Source organism: Williamsia sp. Y712 (genome assembly GCF_059445525.1).
The window spans coordinates 1,317,302-1,339,541 of sequence record NZ_JCAIUN010000001.1 but is presented as its reverse complement, the minus strand read 5'-3'; the positions used below and the strand labels follow the sequence as shown (position 1 = coordinate 1,339,541).

The window sequence follows — 22,240 nt, the reverse complement described above, 5'->3', positions numbered from 1 at the left end:
CCTGACGCTCACAAATCATCAATCGTCAGAACATCCACGAGACCGCCAATGGCGGACTCTCCGACTGCGGCTACGGCACGTGAGACGTCGGGAACGAACATCACAATCGCGAGAGATTCCCGTGCGCGAGAAACACACACGTAAAACAGGCGGCGAGTGCGCTCGATCACGGAGTCTTTGCTCTGTGACTGATTCTCAATGTCCTTGTCGGAAAGTTCCTTCAGCCCAAAGTACTTTTCGTAAGAATAGAGCGAATACGCTCCTTCGTCGTCATCGAGCACAACGATAACTCGCTCGAATTCCGAGCCCTTCGTACCGTGCTGGGTGGAGTACGGAGACTCTTGCTTCACGTAGGTGTAGTAGCCCTCGAGCTCGGAGAAGCGACAGCTCATCATGGCGCTGATCACTGCCCACGTCTTCCCATCCAGAACGACATCCTGGTGTTCGCCGTCCGGATCGAGATATGTCGCCAAACGCGGATCCAGTTCCAAGAGCTGCCGCTCGGATGCGCGTCGCAGGAGTCGACCGAGGGTCACTTCCTGGTCACCGCGAACGAGTTTCCGCAATTCGTCGACTGCGGTTCGGCTCGCCGCTAACGCCTCTCGAAGTTGCCGAGACCCACGCCCGGCCCGCAGCAATGGGCTGCGCTCCTTGAGTACGGCCAGAACAGCCGGCGACCTGGCCTCTTCCGCAAGGCAGATCGGAAGAATCACGTCTCGAAAGGGAGCGAGTGGCCATGCAGTTCCCTCTTCGAAGGACTGGCTAAGGCTATTGGCGCCGTTGTCATTAAACGCGGAATAGAGGGTTTCGAATCCGAGCCGTCGTGCTGCCATGCGATGCACGATCATTAGGACTTTCGAACCGCCCTCGCGCGCACTACGCGTCCAGTTGCCAGCGCCACTATGGCTATCCAGCCATGAACGAACCAATTCCAGATTCTCGCTGCGCCCGTCGTCTGATGGCAGAATAAAACAGAATGCCTCGCCCTCCGCCTGCCTCTCGACGAGGCCACTGATTTGTTTCAGAGAGTCACCCTCGGAGCGAATCGCGTTGACACACGCGAGGACACGCCGAGAAGAACGAAAGTTCTCGGGCTTGTCGACATTGCCCCAGCCGGGCTCCGGCGGAACGGAGACAACACCCTGCTGATAGATCTGCTGCATCGGATCGCCGAAGAACCCGAGACACATCTTTCCTTCTGCGAGCAACCAGACATGCTTCAGACATTCGACAACTTCAGGGAACGTGTCCTGACTTTCGTCAACGAAGACGAACGGGAATTGTCTCGCCACGAGCCTCGCTAACAACGGGCGCTCTAGCAGCATTTGTGGAACCATCTTAAGTATGTCGGCGTGGCCAAGGACGCCCCGCGCGTAGTCTCCACCGATGCCATAGTTCCAGCGAGTCACGGTCTTCACAGCCGACTTTTGGTGTCGCCGCTTCTCAAGATCGGCCGTGTCCTTCTCCTTCGTGGTCGCCCGCGTGCCCGGTTTGTAGCCCATTTGCTTAGTGAGAAGGAGCTCAATCCGCTCGTCGACACGCGCGGACACCCAAGCTCCTATGTCTTTTTGGAACGGCCTCACGAGCGACCACAGGAAGCTGTGGATCGTCGACACCGACGCGAGCGGGTCATTGCCAATCTCTCCGTGGATCTCTCGCGCCGCGACCTCGGTGTACGTAATGCACGCCACCCGTTGCGACTTCGCAAGCAGGGACGGCCCGCGTGTCCCCGTGACATGCGCCAACGCCTTGACAAGTGACGTGGTCTTGCCCGACCCCGCACCGGCGACCACTGTGAAGCCGATCAGGTGGTCCTGATCCAGGATCTCGCGAAGTTGACAGTCTGCGTCCGTATCCGGGACATCCGTTCTTGATGTCATTGTGACTCCGGTGCCGGAGAACTGTCGGTGTGCGCTTCTTCAGGGATAACGAGTTCGAGCCTATCGCGCAGCCATTCAAGCCCTTCCACGATGTACTCGGGAGACTTCCAAGTTCGGGCGGTCTCTGCGATAACGCCGAGGGCGAAACTTGTCTTGTCAAAATGCGAACCTTTGATGCGAGTGTAGAGCTTTTCGTGCAGATCTTTGACAGACAGATCGGCAGCCTTCGCAATCTTCAGACCCAAATGCTTGCCATCATCGGCCTGCGTCCACTCGAGATTCTGCAGCGCGAATGCTTCTTCCAGAGTTCGTCCTGCGCGGGCATCGGCAGCGCCTTGCCACATCACTTCTTCCTTCGTTTGATAGGCGACACGAACAACCCCTGCAGATCCATCGGCGGCTTTTGGGGCTTTCGCATCGACGTCAGCGCTTAGCAGCTCTTGGATACCGACGATCTTCGGCAACCATTGCTTCAAGGTCTCATTCGACGTCTGCGCCCCAGGAGTATCGACAGTGCAAGACGACGCACGCGGCGGCTCATCGTCATCAGATTCATTTCCCGATCCAGATGACACACTGTCGAGATCGGTAATCACAAGCGTCGGCAGGCCGAGGAAGTCCACCAGCTTCTCGAAGCGATGCGCGAAGGCGCCCCCCACTTCGAGAATCGTCAGGTGGCACGAGCGCAGGTCCGGCACCGATTGCTCGATGACCAGTGGCAGCAGCAAACGCTCGACGTTGCCTTCGACCAGCACCGCAGCATCAGCGAAGAACAGATCGCAGTGGGTAAGCTTGATGTACTGCTGCAAGAACTCCCGGGTCGCGACTTCCTCTTCGAGGTAGAACGTCGAGAGGTTCTTGACGTCGCTTAACTGCAGACCGTTCGAAGCCGACCGGCAAAAGTAGCGAATCGGTTTAAAATTGCTTTCGTAGATGATGTGAGGGGAGTGGGTCGTGACGAGCAGCTGGGTCTGGAACTCCGGCTCGGATTTTGGCAAGATCTCAAGGATCTTCCGGATGAACACCTGCTGTAGTTGGGCGTGCAAATGCGCCTCAGGTTCCTCGATCATGACCAAATGAATCGGCGGACGGTCCTCCTCCGAATCGGCCCACGCCTGATGAAAGTCCAGCATCTCAACCACCATGTAAATGAGGTTCTTGAACCCCAAGCCGTTGTATTGGTCGGGCAGTGTCTGCTTAATCGCTGGTCCCCCCACCTGAGGTGGCAACGCATAGTGCACTTTCGCGCTTGTCCCGAGGATGCTATGCGCGTTGAACGACGCCTTGATGACTAAACCAGGGCTGGCGACGCCGGGATATCCCACCTCGCCGAGCCGGTTGAGAGTCGGCCCGAAGACCTCCGCGAAGTGTGTGTTCAATCGCTCCTCGGAGTCAGCGATAACTCCGAGCGCATCCAGATCGCTGTCTAGCTTTTGCAGGTTGCGCTCGTAGAATCGGCTCAACCGCTTCGAGAGGTCTTCGCTTCTCCCGTGCGAGTCGTAGTCGGACAAGTGCCGCTGAGCATTGAGGAAGTCAACCCTGACAATCGATCCGATCACCTTCGACGCACCGCTCGTATGCGTGCCAAGGAAGAACGGTTCGTAACCCTCGTTCGGCATGAACTCCTTGTCACACTGACGGGCGTCGAGCACGAAATACTTGATCTCGTATTCCTGCTGCAGACGCTTGCTCAGGTACTCAAACATCGTCTGGGGCCAGGGCTTGAACGAGGACGCCTCCTTGCCCGGCGCAGCCTCCGTCTTCGCGCGGGCCTCTTTATAGTTTGCGACGAGCTTCTCGCCGTTCCGAGGTCCATACAACATTCGGACACCCAGAGGCTCTCCTGCCCAATCCAGGCTGGGCAGTAGATCCATTGCCCGGTGCAGGTTATTGTCGTCCACGTCGAACCAGAGGTCGAACGTGATCTCTGGGAGATCCACGACGGAGTCACCGGAGTCTGGATCGAATGTGTTGAACGCCTGCCAACAGTCAGCTGTGAAGTCATAGATCTGGAACGGTGCCCTTGGCTGCTGGCCAAGGAACATCTGGAAGAGATGAGTCGCAGACGTCTTACCGCTGTTGTTCGCGCCAACGAAGATCGTGCGGTCGTCTTCCAGATCGATACGCACGCTCTTCAGTCGCCTAAAGTTCTGCACACGAAAAGACTTAATATGCACTCGTCCCCCAGATCTCTAAATTCCACATCGGTTCCAACCGCGTATTCTTCAAGCCCTTACAAATCAACAATATGCCTGCCAGACGCGAGCTTCTTTGACACGACCACCTATCGACTCGGACGCCGGCTGGACCGCGAGCCTGAGGACCTGAGGATCGCTCACGCGCCACTCGCGTGGCGCATACGACGCTCAGGAAATGCTTGCGAATCAGTCTATCTCGTTGCATTGACGGTGTAGCTCCTTGGCGCCGTCCCGAGCGGGGAATTCAGATGGTCTCAAAGGAGAGTGCATAGCCTTTGACCAAGGTCGCATATGGCGACTGTACCAACGACCTGAGTACGATGAACACCATCCGGCCTTTCGGGCTTCCCACTGGCAGATTCGGTTTGCGTACGAACTGACCCGCCACTCGCAAGATCAGGTCTCAGACAGGACTTTCAGGTCCAAGCAGGCGGAATTCGCCAGAGCAGAAGTCGTCGCTCGCCGCAAGGGCATTGAGCAACACCGGCTTCCAATGGTTCTCGCCACGAACGGCCGAGACAGAGTTGGCGTCGCGACGCAGATATTGCCGTAGACCAGGGAGTCCTTCGTGTCGATAATACTGGTAGTAAGCGTTGCGCTGCTCGGCCATGTGTTGAATTGCCTCATCCTGATAAAGGTCCGCGAGGCCGAGGTCCTGGAAGTGTGCTGCCAGAACATCATAGACGCTGCGACCCATGTTCGGAGATTGTGTGATCGCGTAGGTGACCTCCACAGTGTCCCCGATGGCGACCTTCGCATTAACGAACCGTTCCTTGGGCAGTTCCATCACGTACGGATGGAAGTAGAGGCGCTTTCCCGCCTTCTCGTAACGGGTCCTCTTTTTGTTATTACAGCGACGGCAGGCAGGAATCAGATTCAGCGCGAGCACTGAAAACTCGGGAAAAACACTCCTCGGTAGATAGTGATCAATTTCGCCAGCCTTGACGTTTCCGCACAGAAAGCAGAGTCCCGTGGTTGCAGAGAAGATCGTCGGACGTATGTCCGAGAAATCGATGGCGCGCAGGGCATCCCAGTTGTCCTTAAGTACGCTCGTTTCGTTTTCATTCCAGGTCACAGGGGCGCAGAGTCCATTGCCGTCTACATATGCGTGGTACCGATCAAAGATATTAGCTTCCAGAATTTTGAGCAATCGGGCGTCTTTGTATGATCGCTTGCCGACAAGCTTCCGAAAGAGCCTTTCACTGTTTATCGTCGGAGTAGTCGCTGCAATCATCGGCGGTTCATGTAGTTGAGGACGAGCGCCCGTGCCTGCGAGCTGAGGCCTGGCTCAAACATTGCCTCGATCTCATCAACCGAGTAACTCAATGCCAGGTCGGCGAGTACGCCTTGGTAGTCGGTTGCACTGCTGTCCAGGGAAAAGACGAATCGTGTGATGGTTCCGATTGACTCGCCGAACGTCTCGATCTCTGTTGGCTGGCCGGAGGTCTGCCCATCAATGCGCTCCAAGATAGTCACAAATCGAGCTGGGACTTCCTGAACAACGACCGGACTGTGCGTCGCCACGATCGCGAATGAATCGTATCGGCCCAAGAGAATTTGGACAGCCCTAAGCAACCCTGCGGCAAGCGGCGGGTGCAAGTGAGTCTCAGGTTCGTCGATTAGCACCAGTGAGCGCGGGCGTAGGTGTGCGGCAAGTTGAGCGACGATATTCAGCACGATCTTGTGTCCGGTACTAAGGCGGCCGAAGTCATTGATCGCCGAGTCGCGACCTAAGTTATTCCCGAGCCTGGTCAGGTCGACTCCAATGCGACCGAATGAGGGTTCCGCAGACAGCGCGTCGAACGCCTCCACAAGATGGCCACGCTCGGGGCGACTACCTGCGACATCAAGAGCTGTCGCAAATTCGGTCTCAATCTCATTGATTGACTTCAGTTCGTACGCGCCAGTGGGCTCGCTCTGCGACTTGTTGATTTGCCTCAACCCGCAGTAGGTATAGCCGAACCCGCTTGTCGAACCATCAGCATCAGTCGCGACTGTTTCGGGCGTCTTAAAAGTGTCGAAGGCGCTGTATGAGACCGCCACAACCGCACCGAAGGTGGTATCCGCCCCTTCCAGCCATGAACGTAGCTTGCTGCGATCCTTGACTCCCGCACGGCTGATGGTGAGTGCCAGATCTGCTAGCAAAGTGGTCTTTCCCACGCCGTTGTAGCCGATCAGTATGTGGCATCGACCCGGCAGCGGGCCGGCGTCGTTGAAATCGAACTTGATTGGTGTTACACCACCGTGGTGGTCCCACCCGAAGTTGAACGACGCGACGCCTGGCTGCTTGGCGCTTCCTGAAATGAGCTGGCTGCCAACGACGAGCGCGTTGTCTGCCTCACCGAACCGGAGTAGTGAAGTTTCCCAGCCCGGTTCACCATGGAACGCGTCGCGAATCGAAGAGTCTGCGGCAGCGTCCCGCATAGCAGCTAGATAGTCGTCGCGAAGCTTCGTGGGCAATGCCATCAGTTTTTCGTAGTACTCAGCAGACTGCCCTAGCGAGCAATACTTATCATCTAGCACCGTGAAGTTGGCGGCTATGGGCGTAGGTCCTTCAGCCTGCCCATGGACGAGAATCTTGACGTTGCCAAGGGATAGCTGGCTGCCGTCTTCGAGATAGATGTCCACCCTGAACATCGTCTTGAAATGGTAGTCATCCCAGCCGTCGCGACGGAGCAACGCGTAAGGTCGCCCCTGGCCGGGCGTCGTATTCTCATGATCTACTGCAAATCTCAACATCGCCACGTCCTCTACACCTGGGGAGACTCTATCGGTAAGTTCGTTGCCATGGATTGCCCGATGGATCAGGAAGTGTGAGCGACTGTTCGGGTTCGGCACCGTCCTGACTACAGCGGTCACATATCCTTATCCGGCCGACGATCCGGCGGGCGCCTAGTCAGCCTCAAATGCAGGGTGATAATTCATTTAGGCGTCCGAGACTCGCAATAGTGATCGCTGCGTAGCAGCCACTAGCCCCATTGGCTGAAAAACTGCGGTTGTAGTGGTCTGCGGTAAGCCCCATACAAGGGGGCGGGCTTCGCTACCCACATCCTCGGACTCAGCCATAAGCAAGCATCCCAATCGTGGTTTGGTGCGCCGGCACCGCCGCCACATATAGGGGCGAATCGATGCATGATGTTTCGTCGGGTTCCAGAGGAGGCTGAGCACATACATGCAGGTCAGTCCCGGATCACAACTGAGTCCGGGCTTTCACTCAAACTCAGTCCAGACTTAACATTACCTCCCAACTTTGGTCGAGCGCGGCATACTCTGCGCGTTCGCGTGAAGTCTGGACTGGCTGGCCAAATATCTGGACTACTGGACTGGTTCGCCCTAGGAGTCAGCAGATCTGGACGGGATGTATTCCGCTGCTGCTGCAGCCAACCGTCGCGGTCACTCCGGGCGTGTTCAGCAGTGTGGAGTTGCGCACGATGCTCACCATCGGCGCGGTTCTATTGGCGGTGGCCGCACGCGAAGTATGGGCCCTAGCACCTCGTCGTCGGTTTAATCTGAGCGCCTGGTGGATTGACGTGATGCCCGCCAGGATGAGGTCGATGCCGGCGAGGTATTGCTCACGATCGTCGTGCTCGGGCAGTTGCGCGGCCACCTGACTGATGAAGGGATACTCCGCGGGATCGAGCTGGGCCCACCCTGCCGCGACCGACCGAGGAACGCTGCGCGATCGGTATCGCGAGGGAGGAGCCTTGCGCCTGCGGCATACTGGCCGGCCAGTTCGAGGATGTAGTTAAAAAGCGCAGATGCGGAATCGAATTGACGGCGTTCAGGAATACCGAGCATGAATGGGCCCGGCACAGGAACTGGCTGACATGGTCCGCGTCCGACCAGGGGAACGGTTCGTTGATCGCTGGTGTCATCGACGGGGACGCTATCCACAGGACCTCAGCTGTACTACGAGTGCCCGCTCAGCCACCGGAAACAGTCCCACTCCACCACACCTGTTTGATCGTATCCGAGCGTCAGGCCGCAGCGAAGGTACTGCGATACTCGCTGGGAGTGGCGGCCATGATTCGGGTGAAGTGATGACGAAACGTGATCACCGAGGCAAATCCAACCATCCCGGCGATACGTTCCACCGGCACATCTGTGGTCTCAAGCAATTCCAAACTTGCATCGATACGTCTGGCGATGAGCCACTTGATCGGCGTTGTTCCAGTCGCTTTGGTGAATTGGCGTAGATAGCTGCGCCGGGACAGCATGGCCTGGTCCGCGAGTTCATCCAAGCTGATCGGTTGATCGATGCGGGCCAGCGCCCAATTCATGCTGTCGGTGATGGTGGTGTCACCGGCCGGCGACGGCAATGGACTTTCGATGTATTGCGCCTGGCCGCCGGAACGATGCGGTGCCGCCACCAAGCTCCGAGCAACAACATTGGCGATCTGCGGGCCGTAGTCGAGGCGCACGAGGTGCAGTGAGAGGTCGAGTCCAGCTGAGCATCCGGCGCTCGTCAACACAGAACCCTCGTCGATGTAGAGCGGGCGCGGATCGACATCAACTGCGGGATAGCGCTCTTGGAGCATGGCGGTGTACCGCCAATGTGTTGTCGCACGCTTGCCGTCGAGAAGGCCCGCCGCAGCGAAGACAAACGCACCCGAACAGAAGGAAACCATTCGTGCGCCCCGATCGGCGGCAAGGCGAACCGCCTCGAGCAAACCCGGTGACACAGACTCGCGCACATCGGCCACACTCGGGATGATCACGGTGTGCGCGGAAGCGAGATCGTCGAGGCCGTACGGCGTTCGCAGGTTCGCGCCGCCCACCATCCTCACCGGTCCACGGGTAGCGGTACACAGACGCAGGTCGTACCAGGGTTGCTCGATACCTGGCCAGAACAGCTCGGACAGCTCCGAGAGACCAAAGATCTCTGCCGCTATCCCCATCTCTAAACCAGTCATCCCGTCGTACGCGAGCACGGCTACCCGACGACGGTCAGCACCTTGAACCTCACTCATGTCACTATCTTATCGATAGTAGGCATCAGTGCCACTGGTCGGCGCGTCCCAGATCTCCGATCATTGATCTATGCAGAAAAGGAACCGCCAAGCGACACACAAGTTTTGGAGCGCAATCGGCAAGATTGTTGCCGGTGCCAGCGCGGGCAATGCGCTGCGCCACAACATCGCGCCTGCCGATCACTCGTCGGCGCGGTCTGATCCGGCCACACGTCACCTGGGTAGTGGATCCAACGAAGCGATCAGGAGTACAGCACCTTAGCCATGTGCGGCTGAGATCCACAGGTGGGCCAAGGTTTCCGCCGTCCGAGTAAGCGAAGCACCACGACGTGAGGCTTGGTATAACGAGCGCTCGGTCATCCACACCAGCGCCTTGGTGACTGCTTTTGCTTCGGCGGGCCCCTCACCTGGCGGCAAACCCGCGCGAATCATCACCGGACACAGGGTGTCCACCGTGGCAGTCACCGTACGCTGCCAGAGGTCGTCGATGTCGGGAACAGTTGGCGACAAGTCGACCGCGGCCCGCATCACGCTGCCGTGCTCGTCCCACATGCGCGCAGTCTGAATCAGACTGTGCTGCACCGCTTCCAGTGGATCACCGGGCCGCTCGGAAGCACCTGCGCGCTGAAGGTCCGAGAGAAGGCCTGCAAGTGTTTTTTCGACGAGCGCGGTCAGGACCGCGTCTTTGGAGCCGAAGTAGAAGTACAGCGCGCCCCGAGTGATACCGGCCGACGTCGCAATGGTTTCGACGGTCATCCGATCCAAACCGTCATTCGCCAACTGCCGCTCCGCGGCGTCGAGGATCGCGAGCTCTCGCTGATCCCCCTTGGAGGGAGACACCCGGCGGCGGCCCTTGGCTTCCCTGGGTTGCGACATGCCGCCACCCTACCTGTGTAGACATTTATCTACACAGCGTCGATTTTTATCTGCGCCATGTACAGTCGCCGATATGACGGCAAGCAACAAGCAGAAGATATTTGCGATCACAGGTGTGAGTTCCGGTCTCGGTCGTGCGTTTGCCGAGGCAGCGCTGGAAGCCGGACACACCGTGGTCGGGACAGTGCGCAAGCAGGCCGATGCGGAGGCGTTCGCGGCAATCGCGCCGGGCCGGTCGGTCGCTCGGCAGCTCGACGTCACCGACGACGATGCGGTCTTCGCGGTGGTCAACGACATCGAGGCGTCGCTTGGTCCGATCGACGTTGTGATCGCGAACGCCGGGTATGGGCACGAGGGGGCGTTCGAGGAGTCTCCGATGTCGGAGCTGCGAGCACAGTTCGATGTCAACGTTTTCGGTGCGGTCGCCACAATCAAGGCGGTCCTGCCCCACATGCGAGCCCGCCGCAGTGGGCACATCTTCGGTGTCACCTCGATGGGTGGGATGATGACCGTACCGGGCCTGGCGTACTACCACGGCAGCAAATACGCGCTCGAGGGAATCTTGGAAACCGTGGGCAAAGAGGTCAAGGCCTTCGGCATCCACGTCACCGCCATCGAACCCGGATCCTTCCGCACCGACTGGGCCGGACGCTCGATGGTCCGCACCGACCGATCGATCGCCGACTACGACGATTTGATGGAGCCCGTGCGGGCCAACCGTCTGGCCGCCAGCGGAAATCAGCTCGGCAATCCCGTCAAGGCAGGCGAAGCCATCCTCAACGTCATCGACGCCCCGAATCCGCCGGCACACCTGGTGCTCGGTTCGGACGCCCTACGGCTCGTAACAACCGCCCGCACAGCCGTGGACAACGACATCAGCGACTGGGAAACACTCTCCCGCTCAACGGACTTCCCCGACGGAGCACAACTCTGACCCGCATTCACAACGCGTTGCCACCGAGGCGCCGGCTCCCTGGTCCTGCTATTGGCGATAGATCTCCACGTGGGCGTTGGTGATCACTAAGGCATTCAACGAGGGGGCACCCCAATTCGTGCTGCATCCCCCGGTCGCCTGACCTGTCGGCACGAAGGAGCGACTGGACTGGCTGTAAGGCCCGACCTCGTAAAGCGGAAAAGCGTACGGAATACCGTGCAGGCCCCAACAGTCGACGATCAGCACATACTCCCTGCCGGGGGGAGCACTGGTGTCATCACAGTTCACCGATGCGCTGAAGGCATCCCAATGGATGGCGCAATTCGGGGGCGCTGCCTGGGCGGCAGGCTGACCGCCCGCGTGGGCGGTGCCTGCGCCGACGAACGCCGCGACGGCCAACCCCGATACAACAGTGGCGGTGATGCGTGCAGCGATAGATGCGCTTCTCATTTGAGATCCATTCGGTAGCAGTATCACTACTGTCGGTTATGGAAGTTGGGACGTTACGCACGTCCCACCCCTGCGCGCCCCGACACAGAGGAGACTGCCCGTGAAGCTGTCGATCGTCGACTTGGGAACTGTTGCACCCGGCACCACGGAGAAGCAGGCGCTGGTTGATTCTCTGGAGACTGCCCGCCATGCGGAAAACGCAGGGTTCCACCGCATCTGGTTCGCCGAACACCACCTGAGCCGGTCAGGTGCCTCTCATCACCCCGAACTGTTGATCGCAGCCGCGGCGATGCAGACGTCCGACATCCGGCTCGGTTCCGGCGCCGTGTTGATGAACCACTACAGCCCGTTCAAGGTTGCGGAGATGTTCAAACAACTGGAAGCAATGGCCCCCGGCCGCATCGACCTGGGCATGGGCCGCGCGACCACAGGTCCTGTCATCGATATGGCACTGCAGCAGAACAGGGAGCACCAGGCTCACGTCGACCACCAGCAGCAGGTACTCGAGACCCTGTCGTGGCTGTATGACGCCTTCCCCGACAACCACCCGTTCGCCGGACACCAACTCATGCCGTCGGTACCCGAGGTCCCGCAGACCTGGCTTCTCGGGTCGAGTCCGAACGGTTCGAATCTGGCGGCAGGTCTCGGCATCGGCTACACGTTCGCAGGCTTCATCCGTCCGACCGATGCAGCACCGGCGCTACGCCACTACCGCAAGAACTTTCGGGCCCAGGGCTTCGGACTCGACAGTCCTCGCGCAATCCTGGCCGTCAACGTCACCGTCGGCGAAACCAGGGCCGACGGCGAACACCTCGCGAACTCCGCGAAGGGGTTCTACGCACGCCTGAGCCGAGCCGGGCGCTCTGCGGGATCGGTGAGCATTCCGTCCGCTGACGAGGCGGTCCGGGAGATGACCGATGCGGAGAAGAGCGAGCCCACGACCATCATCGACGGTCGCTGGCCCCGGTTCGTGGCGGGCGGTCCTGACGACGTGCGCGCGACGCTCGAACAGATGGCCGAGGAGAGCGGCGCCGATGAACTGATGCTCCAGGACCTCATCGCCGAACCCATCGCCCGTCGCCAGTCCCACGACCACATCGCGCAGGCGTTCGGACTGCCGCCCCGGCACGGTTTCACCAACCCTGTTGGGCAGGCTGCTCATTGAAATCCCCCGCGCCTGTCGACACCGTCGTGACCGAGCCAGGACCGCGGATCACGACCGGTGATGGCCACCGTCCGGTCTAGCAACGACATAGTCTCGCTGCCCTCGACCTGCTCGCCCCACAGTTCTGGTATCGGGGCATCCGGGACGAAAACCGCCACGTGGCCATGGCAGGCGCGCACCAGTTGTTCGGGTGCGGCAAACCCGCGGCCGGTGGCCACTGCCAGATCCCAGCCGTGGACGATGACCTCGGTCAGGGCAATCTTCCCCCAGGTCTCGTTCGATAGTTCGAGACCACCCACGTCGGAGTCCCCGACCCAGGCCCGCGCCTGCAACCAAGCGCTTCCCAGGTCACGTACGTGGTCGCCGACCTGCAGTCGGGATGCGTGGTCCTCGACGGCGCCGACGGCGGGGCTCGACATTGCGCCATCGGCCACCGCTGTGAATCCGATGGCGCCCTCGTCGATGTGCATCAACAGGTCGGCCACGGTGTAGTCGTCGCACGGTGTCGGCCGCTCGAGATCATCCGTACCCACCTGCGCAATGAGATCCGCCAATGCCTCCGCTGCCGCCCTGAAGTCGATCATCAACGCCGCCTTCCCATCGACTGTCCCGAACTTATAGACCGAAGAGAATGCCCGACGTCATCGGTGGCGGCAGGCCAGGGAATTAAACGGACCGCAGTTCTATTTATATGGTCATGAAGAACATCGGATTTCTGTCGTTCGGGCATTGGTCGGACTCGCCGGGCTCACAAACGCGGTCTGCCGCGGACACTCTCCTGCAATCCATCGATCTCGCCGTTGCGGCCGAAGAACTCGGTGCGGACGGCGCCTACTTCCGGGTTCACCACTTCGCCCGCCAACTCGGCTCTCCGTTTCCGCTGCTCGCAGCGGTTGGCGCAAAAACAAGTCGGATCGAGATCGGCACCGGTGTGATCGACATGCGCTACGAGAACCCGATGTACATGGCCGAAGACGCAGGCGCTGCCGACCTCATCTCAGAAGGCCGGCTGCAGTTGGGAATCAGCCGTGGATCCCCCGAGCAGGTCATCAACGGTTACCACTACTTCGGTTACGTCCCCGGTGAGGACTCGAACGACGCCGAGATGGCGCGCGAGCACACCGACGTCTTCCTCAAGGTCATCTCGGGCGCGAAATTCGCCCAGCCCAACCCGTCGCCGATGTTCCCGAATCCGCCCGGTGCGCTCGGTATCGAACCGCAGTCGCCGGGCCTGCGCGACCGGATCTGGTGGGGCGCGGGCAGCCGCGCGACCGCCGAGTGGACCGCGCAGCAGGGCATGAACCTGATGAGTTCGACATTGCTGGCCGAGGACACCGGTGTCCCCTTCCACCAGCTACAGGCCGAGCAGATCGAGCGATTCCGCGACACCTGGAAAGAGGCCGGTCACGAGCGGGAGCCACGAGTATCGGTGAGCCGCAGCATCTTTGCACTCGTAGACGACCGCGACCGCGCCTACTTCGGTCGTGGCGGCGATGACGCCGATCAGGTCGGTGTCATCGATGGAGGCATCGCCCGGTTCGGTCGCAGCTACGCCGACGAACCGGACCGACTGATCGAGCAGCTCCGCGAGGACGAGGCGATCGCCGCGGCCGACACTTTGCTGCTCACCGTGCCGAATCAGCTCGGCGTCGACTACAACGCCCACGTCATCGAATCGATCCTCGAACACGTCGCGCCCGCACTCGGCTGGCGCTGACGGCCGGGCCGAGAGGAGCCGCCGACACACGTCCCGCCCGACGTACCATCGCATTATGGACGAACCCGGGCGACCATGGCCGGGTCGGCGGGGTCGGCCGGAGATCCGAATTGCGCCCCCGCAGGAATCCGCCGCCGATCACCGACCCCAACTCGTCGACGCCGCCGCGGTCGTATGGCTGGTCGCGGCGGCGACGTTGGTGACCGCCGCCGTCGGGACCGCGCTCAACCACGCGGACGTGCGCGATGCGGTGTCTGATTCCTTCGCCGCCGAGCACCCCGCAACTGACCGCAACGACACCGCTCGGACAGTGGACTTCATCATGATCGGCAACGCCACCGTGGCGCTGTTGATCGTGGCGGTCGCGGCCGTCGGGATCATCCGGGTTCGCGACCGGCTCAACTCGGGACGCACGGCGCTGGCCGTCATCGCCGCAATCGCGGTGGCCGTCGAGTTCCAGTACTGGTGGGTCTCCGAGCCTGCCCATGAGGTGGTCGGCGGGGTGATCGCCATTCTGCCGCTCGTGATGGCCGGTTTCGCGGTGATCGGTAGCTCTCTCCTGTATGCACCCGCCGTGGGCACGTGGCTCGATGCACCCATACTCGCGGACCGATGATGACCAGTGCCGAAACAATTCGCTACATAGACCTTGTATTGAAAACGGACGCGTTGTAGTTTGGGTGTGTGTCGACGGCCAAGGAAGACGCCGAGGCAGTGGGTACGCCACCAACAACACGTACCTACCGATCCCCGCGGCGACGTTTACAGGCGGCTCAAACCCGGGCCGCCGTCCTTCAGGCCGCCAACGAGTTGTTCGCCGCGAACGGGTGGGTTGGCACCAACATGGCGCTCATCGCGCGCACCGCTGGTGTGTCCGTTGAAACCATCTACGCCACAATCGGATCCAAAGCCGAAGTGTTGAAGCTTGTTGTGGACGTGGCGGTCGCCGGTGACGACGAACCCGTCGCGTTGGCCGACCGACCCGAATACGCCGCGCTCGGAAGCGGGCCCACGCTCCGAACCAGAGTCCGCGCGGCGGCCGGGTTGATGGGCGCCATCAACGAACGCACGTCTCGACTCGACGCCGCCTTGCGTCAGGGTGCGGCAACGGACGACCGCCTCGCCGAGCTTCTCTGCACGCTCGACCGAAACCGCCGCGAGCAAACTGCCGCCGGTGGTCAATTGATCGCGGGCCGCAAGCTCCGCGACACCGAATTCGACGAGATCTGGATGCTCACGAGCATCGCGGTTCACGACCTGCTCGTCCGCGACTCCGGCTGGAGCCGGGATCGGTACGAGAATTGGCTCGCCGACCGCATCGAGGAACTGTTCTCACGCCCGGCGTGACAAGCCAGGCCCGCCGAAAGGCAAGAAAGATGAACACCGATCCGACCGCACCCGCCGATACGCGGATCAACAGCATCGTGCACACCGCGCTGCGCCGAGACATCACCCGAACGAAGACCGCGCTTCGACAACAACCTTCGCCAGATGCCGTCCAGCGGACGGCGATTGCCGACCACCTGATCTGGATGACCGAGTTCCTGCACCGGCATCACACTGCCGAGGATGGGTTGTGGCCACTGATCCGGCAGCGCAACCCCACCGCCGGTCCGCTGCTCGATCAAATGGAGGCCGACCACGCGCGCGTCTCGCCGGCGATCGACCGCTTGGCCGCAGCCGCCACGAACTACCGCGCAGACGACTCGGCACTGCCGGAGCTGGCGTCTTCGGTCGAGGCGCTCGAGAACGAGCTCCTCCCGCATCTGCGTCGCGAGGAGGACGAGATGATGCCGATCGTCTCGCGCACTCTCACCCGTGCCGAGTTCGACGAATGGGACCAGACGACGAACATCGCGCCGAAGAGCAAGCGCGAACTCGGGATCGAGGGACACTGGCTCATCGACAGTCTCGATCAGGAGCGGTACGACCTCGTCGTCAACCTGGTACCCCCGGTCGTGCGTTTTGTCGTGCTCCACGGGTTTGCCCGTCCGTATCGGCGTGCCTGCACCGCACGGTGGGGACCGGCTGTCGACGTTGCGCCGCGACTGCAGCGCGCCGAAGGCGGGTTTCGCACCGATGGAACGGTGAGCCTGCACATCGACGCCGAGCCGAAAGTTCTATATGCCGTCATCGCCGACGTCACCAACATCGGTGAACGAAGCCCCGAATGCCGCTCGTGCACATGGCTTGCCGGATCCCAGCCGGGAACCGTGGGCGCTCGGTTCCGCGGTCACAACAAGTCAGGGCTCGCGCGCTGGTCCCGGGTCTGCGAGGTCGTCGCCGCCGATCCCGGCGTCGAGTTCGCGTTCCGCACGATCCCCGAGCGCATCGACCGGACCCGGCACGACTCGACCACCTGGACGTACACGTTCACGCCCGAGGGCAACGGAACGCTGGTCACGCACTCCTACGACATCACCGTGCTACCCCCGCGACCACTGATCTGGCTCTATTCCAGACTCTTCCCACACCACACCGACATGCGGCCGCACATGCTACAAAACCTCACAGCTCTGCAGCGGCAGACCGTCGGCACCGAGGTTCACGCAGGCGCCCGGCACACCTGACGCTCAGATCCGTGGTCTCGGTAGGGTTCCTTGTATGGTCCGAGCCGGTACGAGCGTCAGCTGATGGAAACCGTCTTGCTCGGGTCCGGTGCCGCCGACGGATGGCCGAATGCGTTTTGCCGATGCGATTCCTGTATCTCCACATTGCGTCGTGGTGACATACGTGGGCAGACGGCGGCCTTTGTCGACAACACACTCCTGATCGATTGCGGACCGGAGGCGCCTGCTGCCGCGAGCCGACTCGGACGCACGCTGGCGGACGTCGGCACCATCCTGATCACCCACGACCACCCGGATCATTTTGGACCGCAGGCGTTGTTGTTCCGATCATGGATCACCGACGCCGGCCCGATCGACCTGGTGGGCCCGGTTGATGCACTCGATCGGGCAAGGGACTGGATCGGACCGAACGATCCGGTCACCCTACGGCCGGTCGCTGCCGGTGATCGAATCATGCTCTCCGGCTATGAGATCCGGGCGCTGGCAGCGAACCACCACGTCTACCTCGACGGCGACTGCGTGCTGTACGACGTCACAGGTCCGGACGGCTCGCGACTCCTGTGGGCCACCGATACCGGTCCGCTGCCAGACGAGTGGTACTCCGAGATCGCCGGTGCTCACTATGACGCGGTCTTTCTCGACACCACCTTCGGCGACACACCGCACTCCCCCGGCCATCACACACTCGACGACGCTCTCAAGACGATCACTGCCCTACGGGCCTGCGAGGCCGTCGACGACCTGACGGACGTCGTCGGGGTGCACCTGAGTCATCACCATCGGTCGATCGATCACGTTGCGTCGCAACTCTCCACCGTGGGGGCACGGCCCGGCGCCGACGGCGACATCATCGGTCGTCCGGTTCCACCGGCGCGGCTTGCTCCGTCGCAACAAACCACAAGCTCAGGATGACCTCGTCGGTTGGCGCATCCAGGTAGACGGTCGCGGTCGCTATCCTGGCCCGGTGGCCCCTTCACCTGCCGGCACGCGCCGCTGTCCCTGCACCAGTGGTCTGACGTGGGAAGACTGCTGCGGACCCATCTTGGCCGGTGACCGGCAGGCCCCCACCGCCGAAGCGCTGATGCGTTCCCGCTTCTCCGCCTTCGCGGTCGGTGACGGCGACTACCTCTTGCAGAGCTGGCACCCGCGAACGCGGCCCGATTCAATGGACCTCGACGAGTCCATGCGCTGGTACCGCCTCGACATCGAATCCACAAGCAAGGGTTCGCTTTTCGACACGGTCGGAGAAGTCACCTTCACCGCGTTCTACCGGATCAAAGGCGACGGTGCCGGAACCTTGCACGAGCACAGCAGGTTTGAGCGGCTCGACGGGCGCTGGGTGTACGTCGACGGCGTCGTCACCGACTGAGCCGTGAAGGACTGAGCCGTGACGGACTGAGCGATTTCGATGACCCGACGGTGGTCAGGATCCTGTGGTCGAACCGATCGATGATCCACCGCCGGTGGAACCGGAGTCCCACCCCGCGCCGAGTACAAGCGCGCCAGTTGCACCAATCAGGTCGGAACTCAGGTTGCAGATGCTCACCACCACATAAACCCCTTCGGGGATGTTCTCAAAAGTCCCGGACACCACGTTTTCACTGTTGGCACCTCGCAGCAGGTTTACCGCGGTGATCGCACCAGCGTCGTCCAGTTCCTGAAGCAGGGCAAGAACATCGATGTCGGGGTTACCCAGGATGTAGTCGACCAACACCGGTCCAACCACCGGCGCGGCTCGAACCGCGTCGACCACAGCGGTGGTACACGAGCCCGGCAATGTGAGCGATCCGATGAGCGGCACCCGCGGCACATCGGTGACCGTGTAGATGATGGAATGGCCGCTCACCTGGACGGAGTACCCGACCCCTCGTTCAATACTTATTGCCGGCACGACACCGGGTTCAGCGGGTCTCGCGTTGACGAGCGCGGGAGCTGCAAGAACGGTCGCAGCCACAGTCGCGAGGATGAGCACGATTCTTGCGAGCACGTTACGAAGCATCGCTGCACCCTTACGTCGGGTCGGTATATACCGTTTCGATCACCGATGCTAGCTGCGCATCACAATCCGCACCGCGAATCCGCTCAATGTGTCTGCTCAGCGTCTGGGTCGGGTGTGACGAAGCGGCGGGAGAGTTCGTAAATCTCCCTGAACACGCGCCTGGATGATTCGGCCCACGGCATGAGGATCGGGAAGACGTGGAACATCCCACGTTCTTCCATCGCGTGTACCCGCACGCCTGCACCCTCGAGGTTGGCGACAAACTCCCGGATGCCGTCGCGGAACATCTCGTCGGCGCCCCAACACACAAATGTCGGCGGGAACCACGCCGGATCGGCGGTGGCGTACACCGCGGACACCCGTTCGTCGTTCGGTTGGACGCCTTGCAGGTACGGCGCGGCCGGCAGGTTCCAGGGCAGGATGTCGAGCTGCGCGTTCTCAGTGATCGACGGGTGGTCGAAGTCGAAATCGACCTCAGGGGAAAACAATGCGATCGCGGCCGGAGCGGGCAGATCCTGCCGGTGGAGATGCGAGATCAGGGATGTTGTCAGTCCACCTCCACCGGAGTCACCGGCGACAACGAGGTGCTCCGCCTCGACACCACGGTCGAGGAGTCCCCGATAGACGTCCGCGGCGTCGAGCATGCCGGCGGGGAACGGGAACTCAGGGGCCATTCGATAGTCGGCGATGAAGACTTCGGCTCCGGTGATCCGCACCAAAGATGAGGCAAAGGCGGCATACATGATCGGTGAAGTACCGATGTACCCACCGCCATGGAGATAGAGGATGGTCGCGCCGATCTCCTGTTTGTCGTCGGATTCATCGACGTACGCGTCGGTGCTGGCCTTCGCCCGGCACCAGATTCCATCGATCCCTCCGATCGTGTCGTCAGTGATCTCAACACTGTCGGTGGCCTCGACGAACGGCGGCACCACCACTCGGCAGATCTCGTCGAGAATCTTCTCCATCGACCGGAACTCCTCGATGGGTAGCCCCATCGAGTAACCCATGAACGAACGGACGGCCTGCCGGGTGACCGATTGGCCGATGTTGTCGAGCAGACCGCCTGGCCCTTCCCACGGTCGCCGGAAAGGCACCTTGGCCAGCCCGTTCAGCATGCTATCCGCCAGACCCATCACGGCCAGCGCAGTCACCGGCTTGGACGCTGTCTTCACATCGGGACGATCAGCCATCACCATGCCATCCATCCTATGGGCGGATGGTCACAGATTGTGGCCGTCGCGCCGTCACCGAGATCCGAACTGAACCAGGCTGTGATAATTTGCCGAAAACATCGAGGGGGGCTCCGGTGCCGTATTTCGCGTTCATGGGTACGTCTGCGCTGCCCTATTCAGTGGTGATCACAGGCGTGCTCCTGTTTGCGGCAGCATTCGGGGCCATCGACGTACTAGGCAAGAACAGCAGCACAATCCGACACCTCCCCCAGTGGGGGTGGCTGTTGGTGGTCGTGGCACTGCCGGTGCTCGGATTGCTCATCTGGTGGGCCCTCGGCCGGCCTCGTAAGCGTCGTACGCGCTCGCAACAGTCCCCGGCCGTGATCTCGGCATTCCCTGAATATGACCGAAAAGGCCGCTTTGTTCCGCAGGATCCGGTGGCAGACGCCGCGTTCTTGCAGCAGTGCCGTGAACGAGCCGAAGCTCAACGCCGCGAGGCTGAACTCGAACGGCGCCGACGGGAGTCTCGTGGCCTCTGAGATCGGGCCGAAATCGCCGCGATGACGGCACTGTCGTAGTCGCGACCCACCGCTGGCTTGTGTAAGCAATAGCCAGCATCTAGGCTCAGCTCATGGTCATAGGTCAGCCCATCGTGGCACCCACCCGCGCAGACAACTCCCGCTGGTACGCCCTCGCCGCAGTCTGTTTCGGCATGATGCTGACCTTCCTCAACATCACCGCAACCATCTCCTCTGTTCCGGCCATCGAAGAGGATCTCCAGGCGGGCAGCGCGACGATGGTCTGGATCCCGAGCATCTTCGCGCTCGTGGTGGCCAGCCTGGTGCTGTCGTCGGGAACCCTCGGCGATGTCATCGGTCGCCGGACGGCGTTCGTGATCGGGTCGGCCATCATGTCGGCGGGCAGCCTCTGCTCGTTCCTCGCACACTCCAGCGGATGGGTCCTCGCCGCTCAGGCCATCACCGGAGTGGGCGCAGCGCTGGTCCTGCCCAACAGCCTCGCCATCATCAGCAACAGCTTCACCCAGCCCAAGGAGCGCACCGAGGCCATCAGCATCTGGGCCGCCTGTTCCGGACTCGGACTGGCCATCGGGCCGCTCTCCGCCGGTGCCGTTCTTGGTGAGTTCTCTTGGAACACCGTCTTCTTGGTGAATGCCGTCGCTGCTCTCGTCGTGACCCTTGTCGCGCCGTTCGTGGTTCCGCAGAGCAAGGTGGCCGGCGCACATCTCGACCTTCCCGGACTCGTCACCGCCACGGCCACCATCGCCTCCCTGACGTTTTGGGTCATCGACGGATCACACAACGGATTCTCCTCGACGCGTGCAATCATCGCGATCGTTGTATTCGTCTGTGCCCTGGCCTTGTTCATCGCATACGAGCGCGCGGTCGATGCGCCGATGCTCGACTTGAAACTCTTTCGTTCACCCTCGTTCTCCACCGTCATGGTGGTCAGCGCCACCGTCCTCTTCGGGTTCACCGGCCTGTCCTTGATCTCGGTGCTCTTCCTCGAACGGGTCGGCGCGCTGAGCGCCTGGACGACCGGTCTCCATCTCCTGGCACTCATGGCGACATACGTGGTGGTCAGCGGGATCGCGCCACGACTGCTGCCGCGCTTGGGTTTCAAGGTGATGCTCACCGGGGGATTGCTGATCACCTCTGCCGGCTCACTGCTGTTGCTGCGGGTACACCCGAATGACGGCTGGACCGACCTCTCCATCGCATTGGTGGTCCTGGGTATCGGATTCGGTTCACTCATCGCGCCCGCCACCGCCGCCGCCATGAACAGCGTGGCTCCCGCCCAAGCCGGGATGGCCAGCGGCACCGTCAACATGTTCCGCCAGCTAGGCGGGGTTCTCGGGACCAGTGTGCTCGGATCAATCCTGACAGCACAGCTGGCCGGAGCCCTACAGACACAATCGCCCGCCGAGGCCTTCGAGTCCGCCTTTCACATCTGCGCGGTGGTTGCCGCGATCGTGTTCGCGGTCGTGGCGATACCTGCCGCACTGTTCGTTCACAGCCGACCGTCGCACAACTGACCCGCGTTCAGGCGAGCCTCCTTGGGGATTGGGTCGGCGGCGGGGTACGAATGGTGCACTGCCGAAAGCAAGGAGGCCAGAGATGAACGAGTGGTACTACAACCTCTCCACAGGCGAGGTCAAGGAAAAGATGCCGCGAGGTTTCGACCGGATGGGGCCGTACCCGACCGAGGACGCAGCACGCCATGCCTTGGAGATCGCAAAAGAGCGCAACAAGGCAGCTGACAAGTACGACCAGGACTGAGCATCGCCG

At 61.4% G+C, this 22,240-nt stretch carries 22 protein-coding genes; 11 read left to right on the top strand and 11 right to left on the bottom strand.

Annotated elements, in window-relative coordinates; translation table 11 throughout:
* Nucleotides 1-8: 8 nt before the first annotated feature.
* The 7 genes from AC1D75_RS06325 to AC1D75_RS06295 all read right to left on the bottom strand — a co-directional run bounded on the left by AC1D75_RS06325 (nt 9) and on the right by AC1D75_RS06295 (nt 9,924).
* Nucleotides 9-1,880, bottom strand: a complete 1,872-nt coding sequence (locus tag AC1D75_RS06325; protein WP_495514438.1) for a UvrD-helicase domain-containing protein — start codon at nt 1,878-1,880, stop codon at nt 9-11.
* Nucleotides 1,877-4,057 (bottom strand): ATP-dependent nuclease, encoded by a 2,181-nt coding sequence (locus AC1D75_RS06320; protein WP_495514437.1) that lies wholly within the window; start codon nt 4,055-4,057, stop codon nt 1,877-1,879. Before AC1D75_RS06320 ends, AC1D75_RS06325 begins: the two co-directional genes overlap by 4 nt.
* Nucleotides 4,058-4,481: 424 nt before the next feature.
* Nucleotides 4,482-5,153 (bottom strand): HNH endonuclease, encoded by a 672-nt coding sequence (locus tag AC1D75_RS06315; protein ID WP_495514436.1) that lies wholly within the window; start codon nt 5,151-5,153, stop codon nt 4,482-4,484.
* 155 nt (nt 5,154-5,308) lie between these two features.
* Nucleotides 5,309-6,937, bottom strand: coding sequence for an AAA family ATPase (locus tag AC1D75_RS06310; RefSeq protein ID WP_495514435.1), 1,629 nt, complete (start codon nt 6,935-6,937; stop codon nt 5,309-5,311).
* A 481-nt stretch (nt 6,938-7,418) separates the two neighbouring features.
* On the bottom strand, nt 7,419-7,685 hold the full coding sequence (locus AC1D75_RS06305) for a hypothetical protein (RefSeq protein WP_495514434.1): 267 nt from the start codon (nt 7,683-7,685) through the stop codon (nt 7,419-7,421).
* Between the two features lie 370 nt (nt 7,686-8,055).
* Nucleotides 8,056-9,048, bottom strand: a complete 993-nt coding sequence (locus AC1D75_RS06300) for a helix-turn-helix domain-containing protein (RefSeq protein ID WP_495514433.1) — start codon at nt 9,046-9,048, stop codon at nt 8,056-8,058.
* 258 nt (nt 9,049-9,306) lie between these two features.
* Nucleotides 9,307-9,924, bottom strand: a complete 618-nt coding sequence (locus AC1D75_RS06295; RefSeq protein WP_495514432.1) for a TetR/AcrR family transcriptional regulator — start codon at nt 9,922-9,924, stop codon at nt 9,307-9,309.
* Between the two features lie 73 nt (nt 9,925-9,997).
* On the opposite strand from AC1D75_RS06295, the gene AC1D75_RS06290 reads away from it, so the two are divergent.
* Nucleotides 9,998-10,858 (top strand): oxidoreductase, encoded by an 861-nt coding sequence (locus tag AC1D75_RS06290; RefSeq protein ID WP_495514431.1) that lies wholly within the window; start codon nt 9,998-10,000, stop codon nt 10,856-10,858.
* Between the two features lie 48 nt (nt 10,859-10,906).
* Here the strand turns inward: AC1D75_RS06290 and AC1D75_RS06285 are convergent, their stop codons facing one another.
* Nucleotides 10,907-11,308 carry a hypothetical protein gene (locus AC1D75_RS06285; RefSeq protein ID WP_495514430.1) on the bottom strand — a complete coding sequence of 134 codons (402 nt, stop codon included), beginning with the start codon at nt 11,306-11,308 and terminating at the stop codon, nt 10,907-10,909.
* Nucleotides 11,309-11,408: 100 nt separating this feature from the next.
* Between AC1D75_RS06285 and AC1D75_RS06280 the strand changes: the two genes are divergently transcribed.
* A complete protein-coding gene (locus tag AC1D75_RS06280; protein WP_495514429.1) occupies nt 11,409-12,473 on the top strand; it encodes an MsnO8 family LLM class oxidoreductase in 1,065 nt (354 codons plus the stop codon).
* Here AC1D75_RS06280 and AC1D75_RS06275 read toward each other — a convergent pair.
* Nucleotides 12,467-13,057, bottom strand: a complete 591-nt coding sequence (locus AC1D75_RS06275; protein WP_495514428.1) for a TIGR03086 family metal-binding protein — start codon at nt 13,055-13,057, stop codon at nt 12,467-12,469. The two genes, AC1D75_RS06280 and AC1D75_RS06275, sit on opposite strands and share 7 nt — an antisense overlap.
* Nucleotides 13,058-13,170: 113 nt before the next feature.
* Between AC1D75_RS06275 and AC1D75_RS06270 the strand changes: the two genes are divergently transcribed.
* From AC1D75_RS06270 to AC1D75_RS06245, 6 genes are all read left to right on the top strand, one after another.
* Nucleotides 13,171-14,190, top strand: a complete 1,020-nt coding sequence (locus tag AC1D75_RS06270; RefSeq protein WP_495514427.1) for an LLM class flavin-dependent oxidoreductase — start codon at nt 13,171-13,173, stop codon at nt 14,188-14,190.
* Between the two features lie 55 nt (nt 14,191-14,245).
* Complete coding sequence (locus tag AC1D75_RS06265) at nt 14,246-14,806, top strand: hypothetical protein (protein ID WP_495514426.1); 561 nt, start codon at nt 14,246-14,248, stop codon at nt 14,804-14,806.
* Between the two features lie 68 nt (nt 14,807-14,874).
* On the top strand, nt 14,875-15,537 hold the full coding sequence (locus tag AC1D75_RS06260; RefSeq protein WP_495514425.1) for a TetR/AcrR family transcriptional regulator: 663 nt from the start codon (nt 14,875-14,877) through the stop codon (nt 15,535-15,537).
* Nucleotides 15,538-15,566: 29 nt separating this feature from the next.
* Nucleotides 15,567-16,760 carry a hemerythrin domain-containing protein gene (locus tag AC1D75_RS06255; RefSeq protein ID WP_495514424.1) on the top strand — a complete coding sequence of 398 codons (1,194 nt, stop codon included), beginning with the start codon at nt 15,567-15,569 and terminating at the stop codon, nt 16,758-16,760.
* 63 nt (nt 16,761-16,823) lie between these two features.
* The gene (locus tag AC1D75_RS06250) at nt 16,824-17,672 is read left to right on the top strand and encodes an MBL fold metallo-hydrolase (protein WP_495514423.1); all 849 of its coding nucleotides are present in this window, start codon (nt 16,824-16,826) and stop codon (nt 17,670-17,672) included.
* Nucleotides 17,673-17,724: 52 nt separating this feature from the next.
* Nucleotides 17,725-18,129, top strand: coding sequence for a YchJ family protein (locus tag AC1D75_RS06245; RefSeq protein ID WP_495514422.1), 405 nt, complete (start codon nt 17,725-17,727; stop codon nt 18,127-18,129).
* 54 nt (nt 18,130-18,183) lie between these two features.
* On the opposite strand, the gene AC1D75_RS06240 is transcribed toward AC1D75_RS06245, so the two are convergent.
* Both AC1D75_RS06240 and AC1D75_RS06235 read right to left on the bottom strand, forming a co-directional pair.
* Nucleotides 18,184-18,606, bottom strand: coding sequence for a hypothetical protein (locus tag AC1D75_RS06240; RefSeq protein WP_495514421.1), 423 nt, complete (start codon nt 18,604-18,606; stop codon nt 18,184-18,186).
* Between the two features lie 236 nt (nt 18,607-18,842).
* On the bottom strand, nt 18,843-19,958 hold the full coding sequence (locus tag AC1D75_RS06235) for an alpha/beta hydrolase (RefSeq protein ID WP_495514420.1): 1,116 nt from the start codon (nt 19,956-19,958) through the stop codon (nt 18,843-18,845).
* 110 nt (nt 19,959-20,068) lie between these two features.
* On the opposite strand from AC1D75_RS06235, the gene AC1D75_RS06230 reads away from it, so the two are divergent.
* The 3 genes from AC1D75_RS06230 (at nt 20,069) to AC1D75_RS06220 (ending at nt 22,231) form a co-directional block, all read left to right on the top strand.
* Nucleotides 20,069-20,473, top strand: coding sequence for a PLDc N-terminal domain-containing protein (locus AC1D75_RS06230; protein WP_495514419.1), 405 nt, complete (start codon nt 20,069-20,071; stop codon nt 20,471-20,473).
* A 92-nt stretch (nt 20,474-20,565) separates the two neighbouring features.
* Nucleotides 20,566-21,987, top strand: coding sequence for an MFS transporter (locus AC1D75_RS06225; RefSeq protein WP_495514418.1), 1,422 nt, complete (start codon nt 20,566-20,568; stop codon nt 21,985-21,987).
* Nucleotides 21,988-22,069: 82 nt separating this feature from the next.
* The gene (locus AC1D75_RS06220; RefSeq protein ID WP_495514417.1) at nt 22,070-22,231 is read left to right on the top strand and encodes a hypothetical protein; all 162 of its coding nucleotides are present in this window, start codon (nt 22,070-22,072) and stop codon (nt 22,229-22,231) included.
* The last annotated feature ends 9 nt before the right edge of the window (nt 22,232-22,240 follow it).

Excerpts from the sequence above, each read along its gene's own strand:
- AC1D75_RS06325 (WP_495514438.1), bottom strand. The coding sequence starts at position 1,880 with ATGACATCAAGAACGGATGTCCCGGATACGGACGCAGACTGTCAACTT.
- AC1D75_RS06300 (WP_495514433.1), bottom strand. The coding sequence starts at position 9,048 with ATGAGTGAGGTTCAAGGTGCTGACCGTCGTCGGGTAGCCGTGCTCGCG.
- AC1D75_RS06295 (WP_495514432.1), bottom strand. The coding sequence starts at position 9,924 with ATGTCGCAACCCAGGGAAGCCAAGGGCCGCCGCCGGGTGTCTCCCTCC.
- AC1D75_RS06290 (WP_495514431.1), top strand. The coding sequence starts at position 9,998 with ATGACGGCAAGCAACAAGCAGAAGATATTTGCGATCACAGGTGTGAGT.
- AC1D75_RS06285 (WP_495514430.1), bottom strand. The coding sequence starts at position 11,308 with ATGAGAAGCGCATCTATCGCTGCACGCATCACCGCCACTGTTGTATCG.
- AC1D75_RS06275 (WP_495514428.1), bottom strand. The coding sequence starts at position 13,057 with ATGATCGACTTCAGGGCGGCAGCGGAGGCATTGGCGGATCTCATTGCG.
- AC1D75_RS06270 (WP_495514427.1), top strand. The coding sequence starts at position 13,171 with ATGAAGAACATCGGATTTCTGTCGTTCGGGCATTGGTCGGACTCGCCG.
- AC1D75_RS06265 (WP_495514426.1), top strand. The coding sequence starts at position 14,246 with ATGGACGAACCCGGGCGACCATGGCCGGGTCGGCGGGGTCGGCCGGAG.
- AC1D75_RS06255 (WP_495514424.1), top strand. The coding sequence starts at position 15,567 with ATGAACACCGATCCGACCGCACCCGCCGATACGCGGATCAACAGCATC.
- AC1D75_RS06250 (WP_495514423.1), top strand. The coding sequence starts at position 16,824 with ATGGAAACCGTCTTGCTCGGGTCCGGTGCCGCCGACGGATGGCCGAAT.
- AC1D75_RS06235 (WP_495514420.1), bottom strand. The coding sequence starts at position 19,958 with ATGGTGATGGCTGATCGTCCCGATGTGAAGACAGCGTCCAAGCCGGTG.
- AC1D75_RS06225 (WP_495514418.1), top strand. The coding sequence starts at position 20,566 with ATGGTCATAGGTCAGCCCATCGTGGCACCCACCCGCGCAGACAACTCC.
- AC1D75_RS06220 (WP_495514417.1), top strand. The coding sequence starts at position 22,070 with ATGAACGAGTGGTACTACAACCTCTCCACAGGCGAGGTCAAGGAAAAG.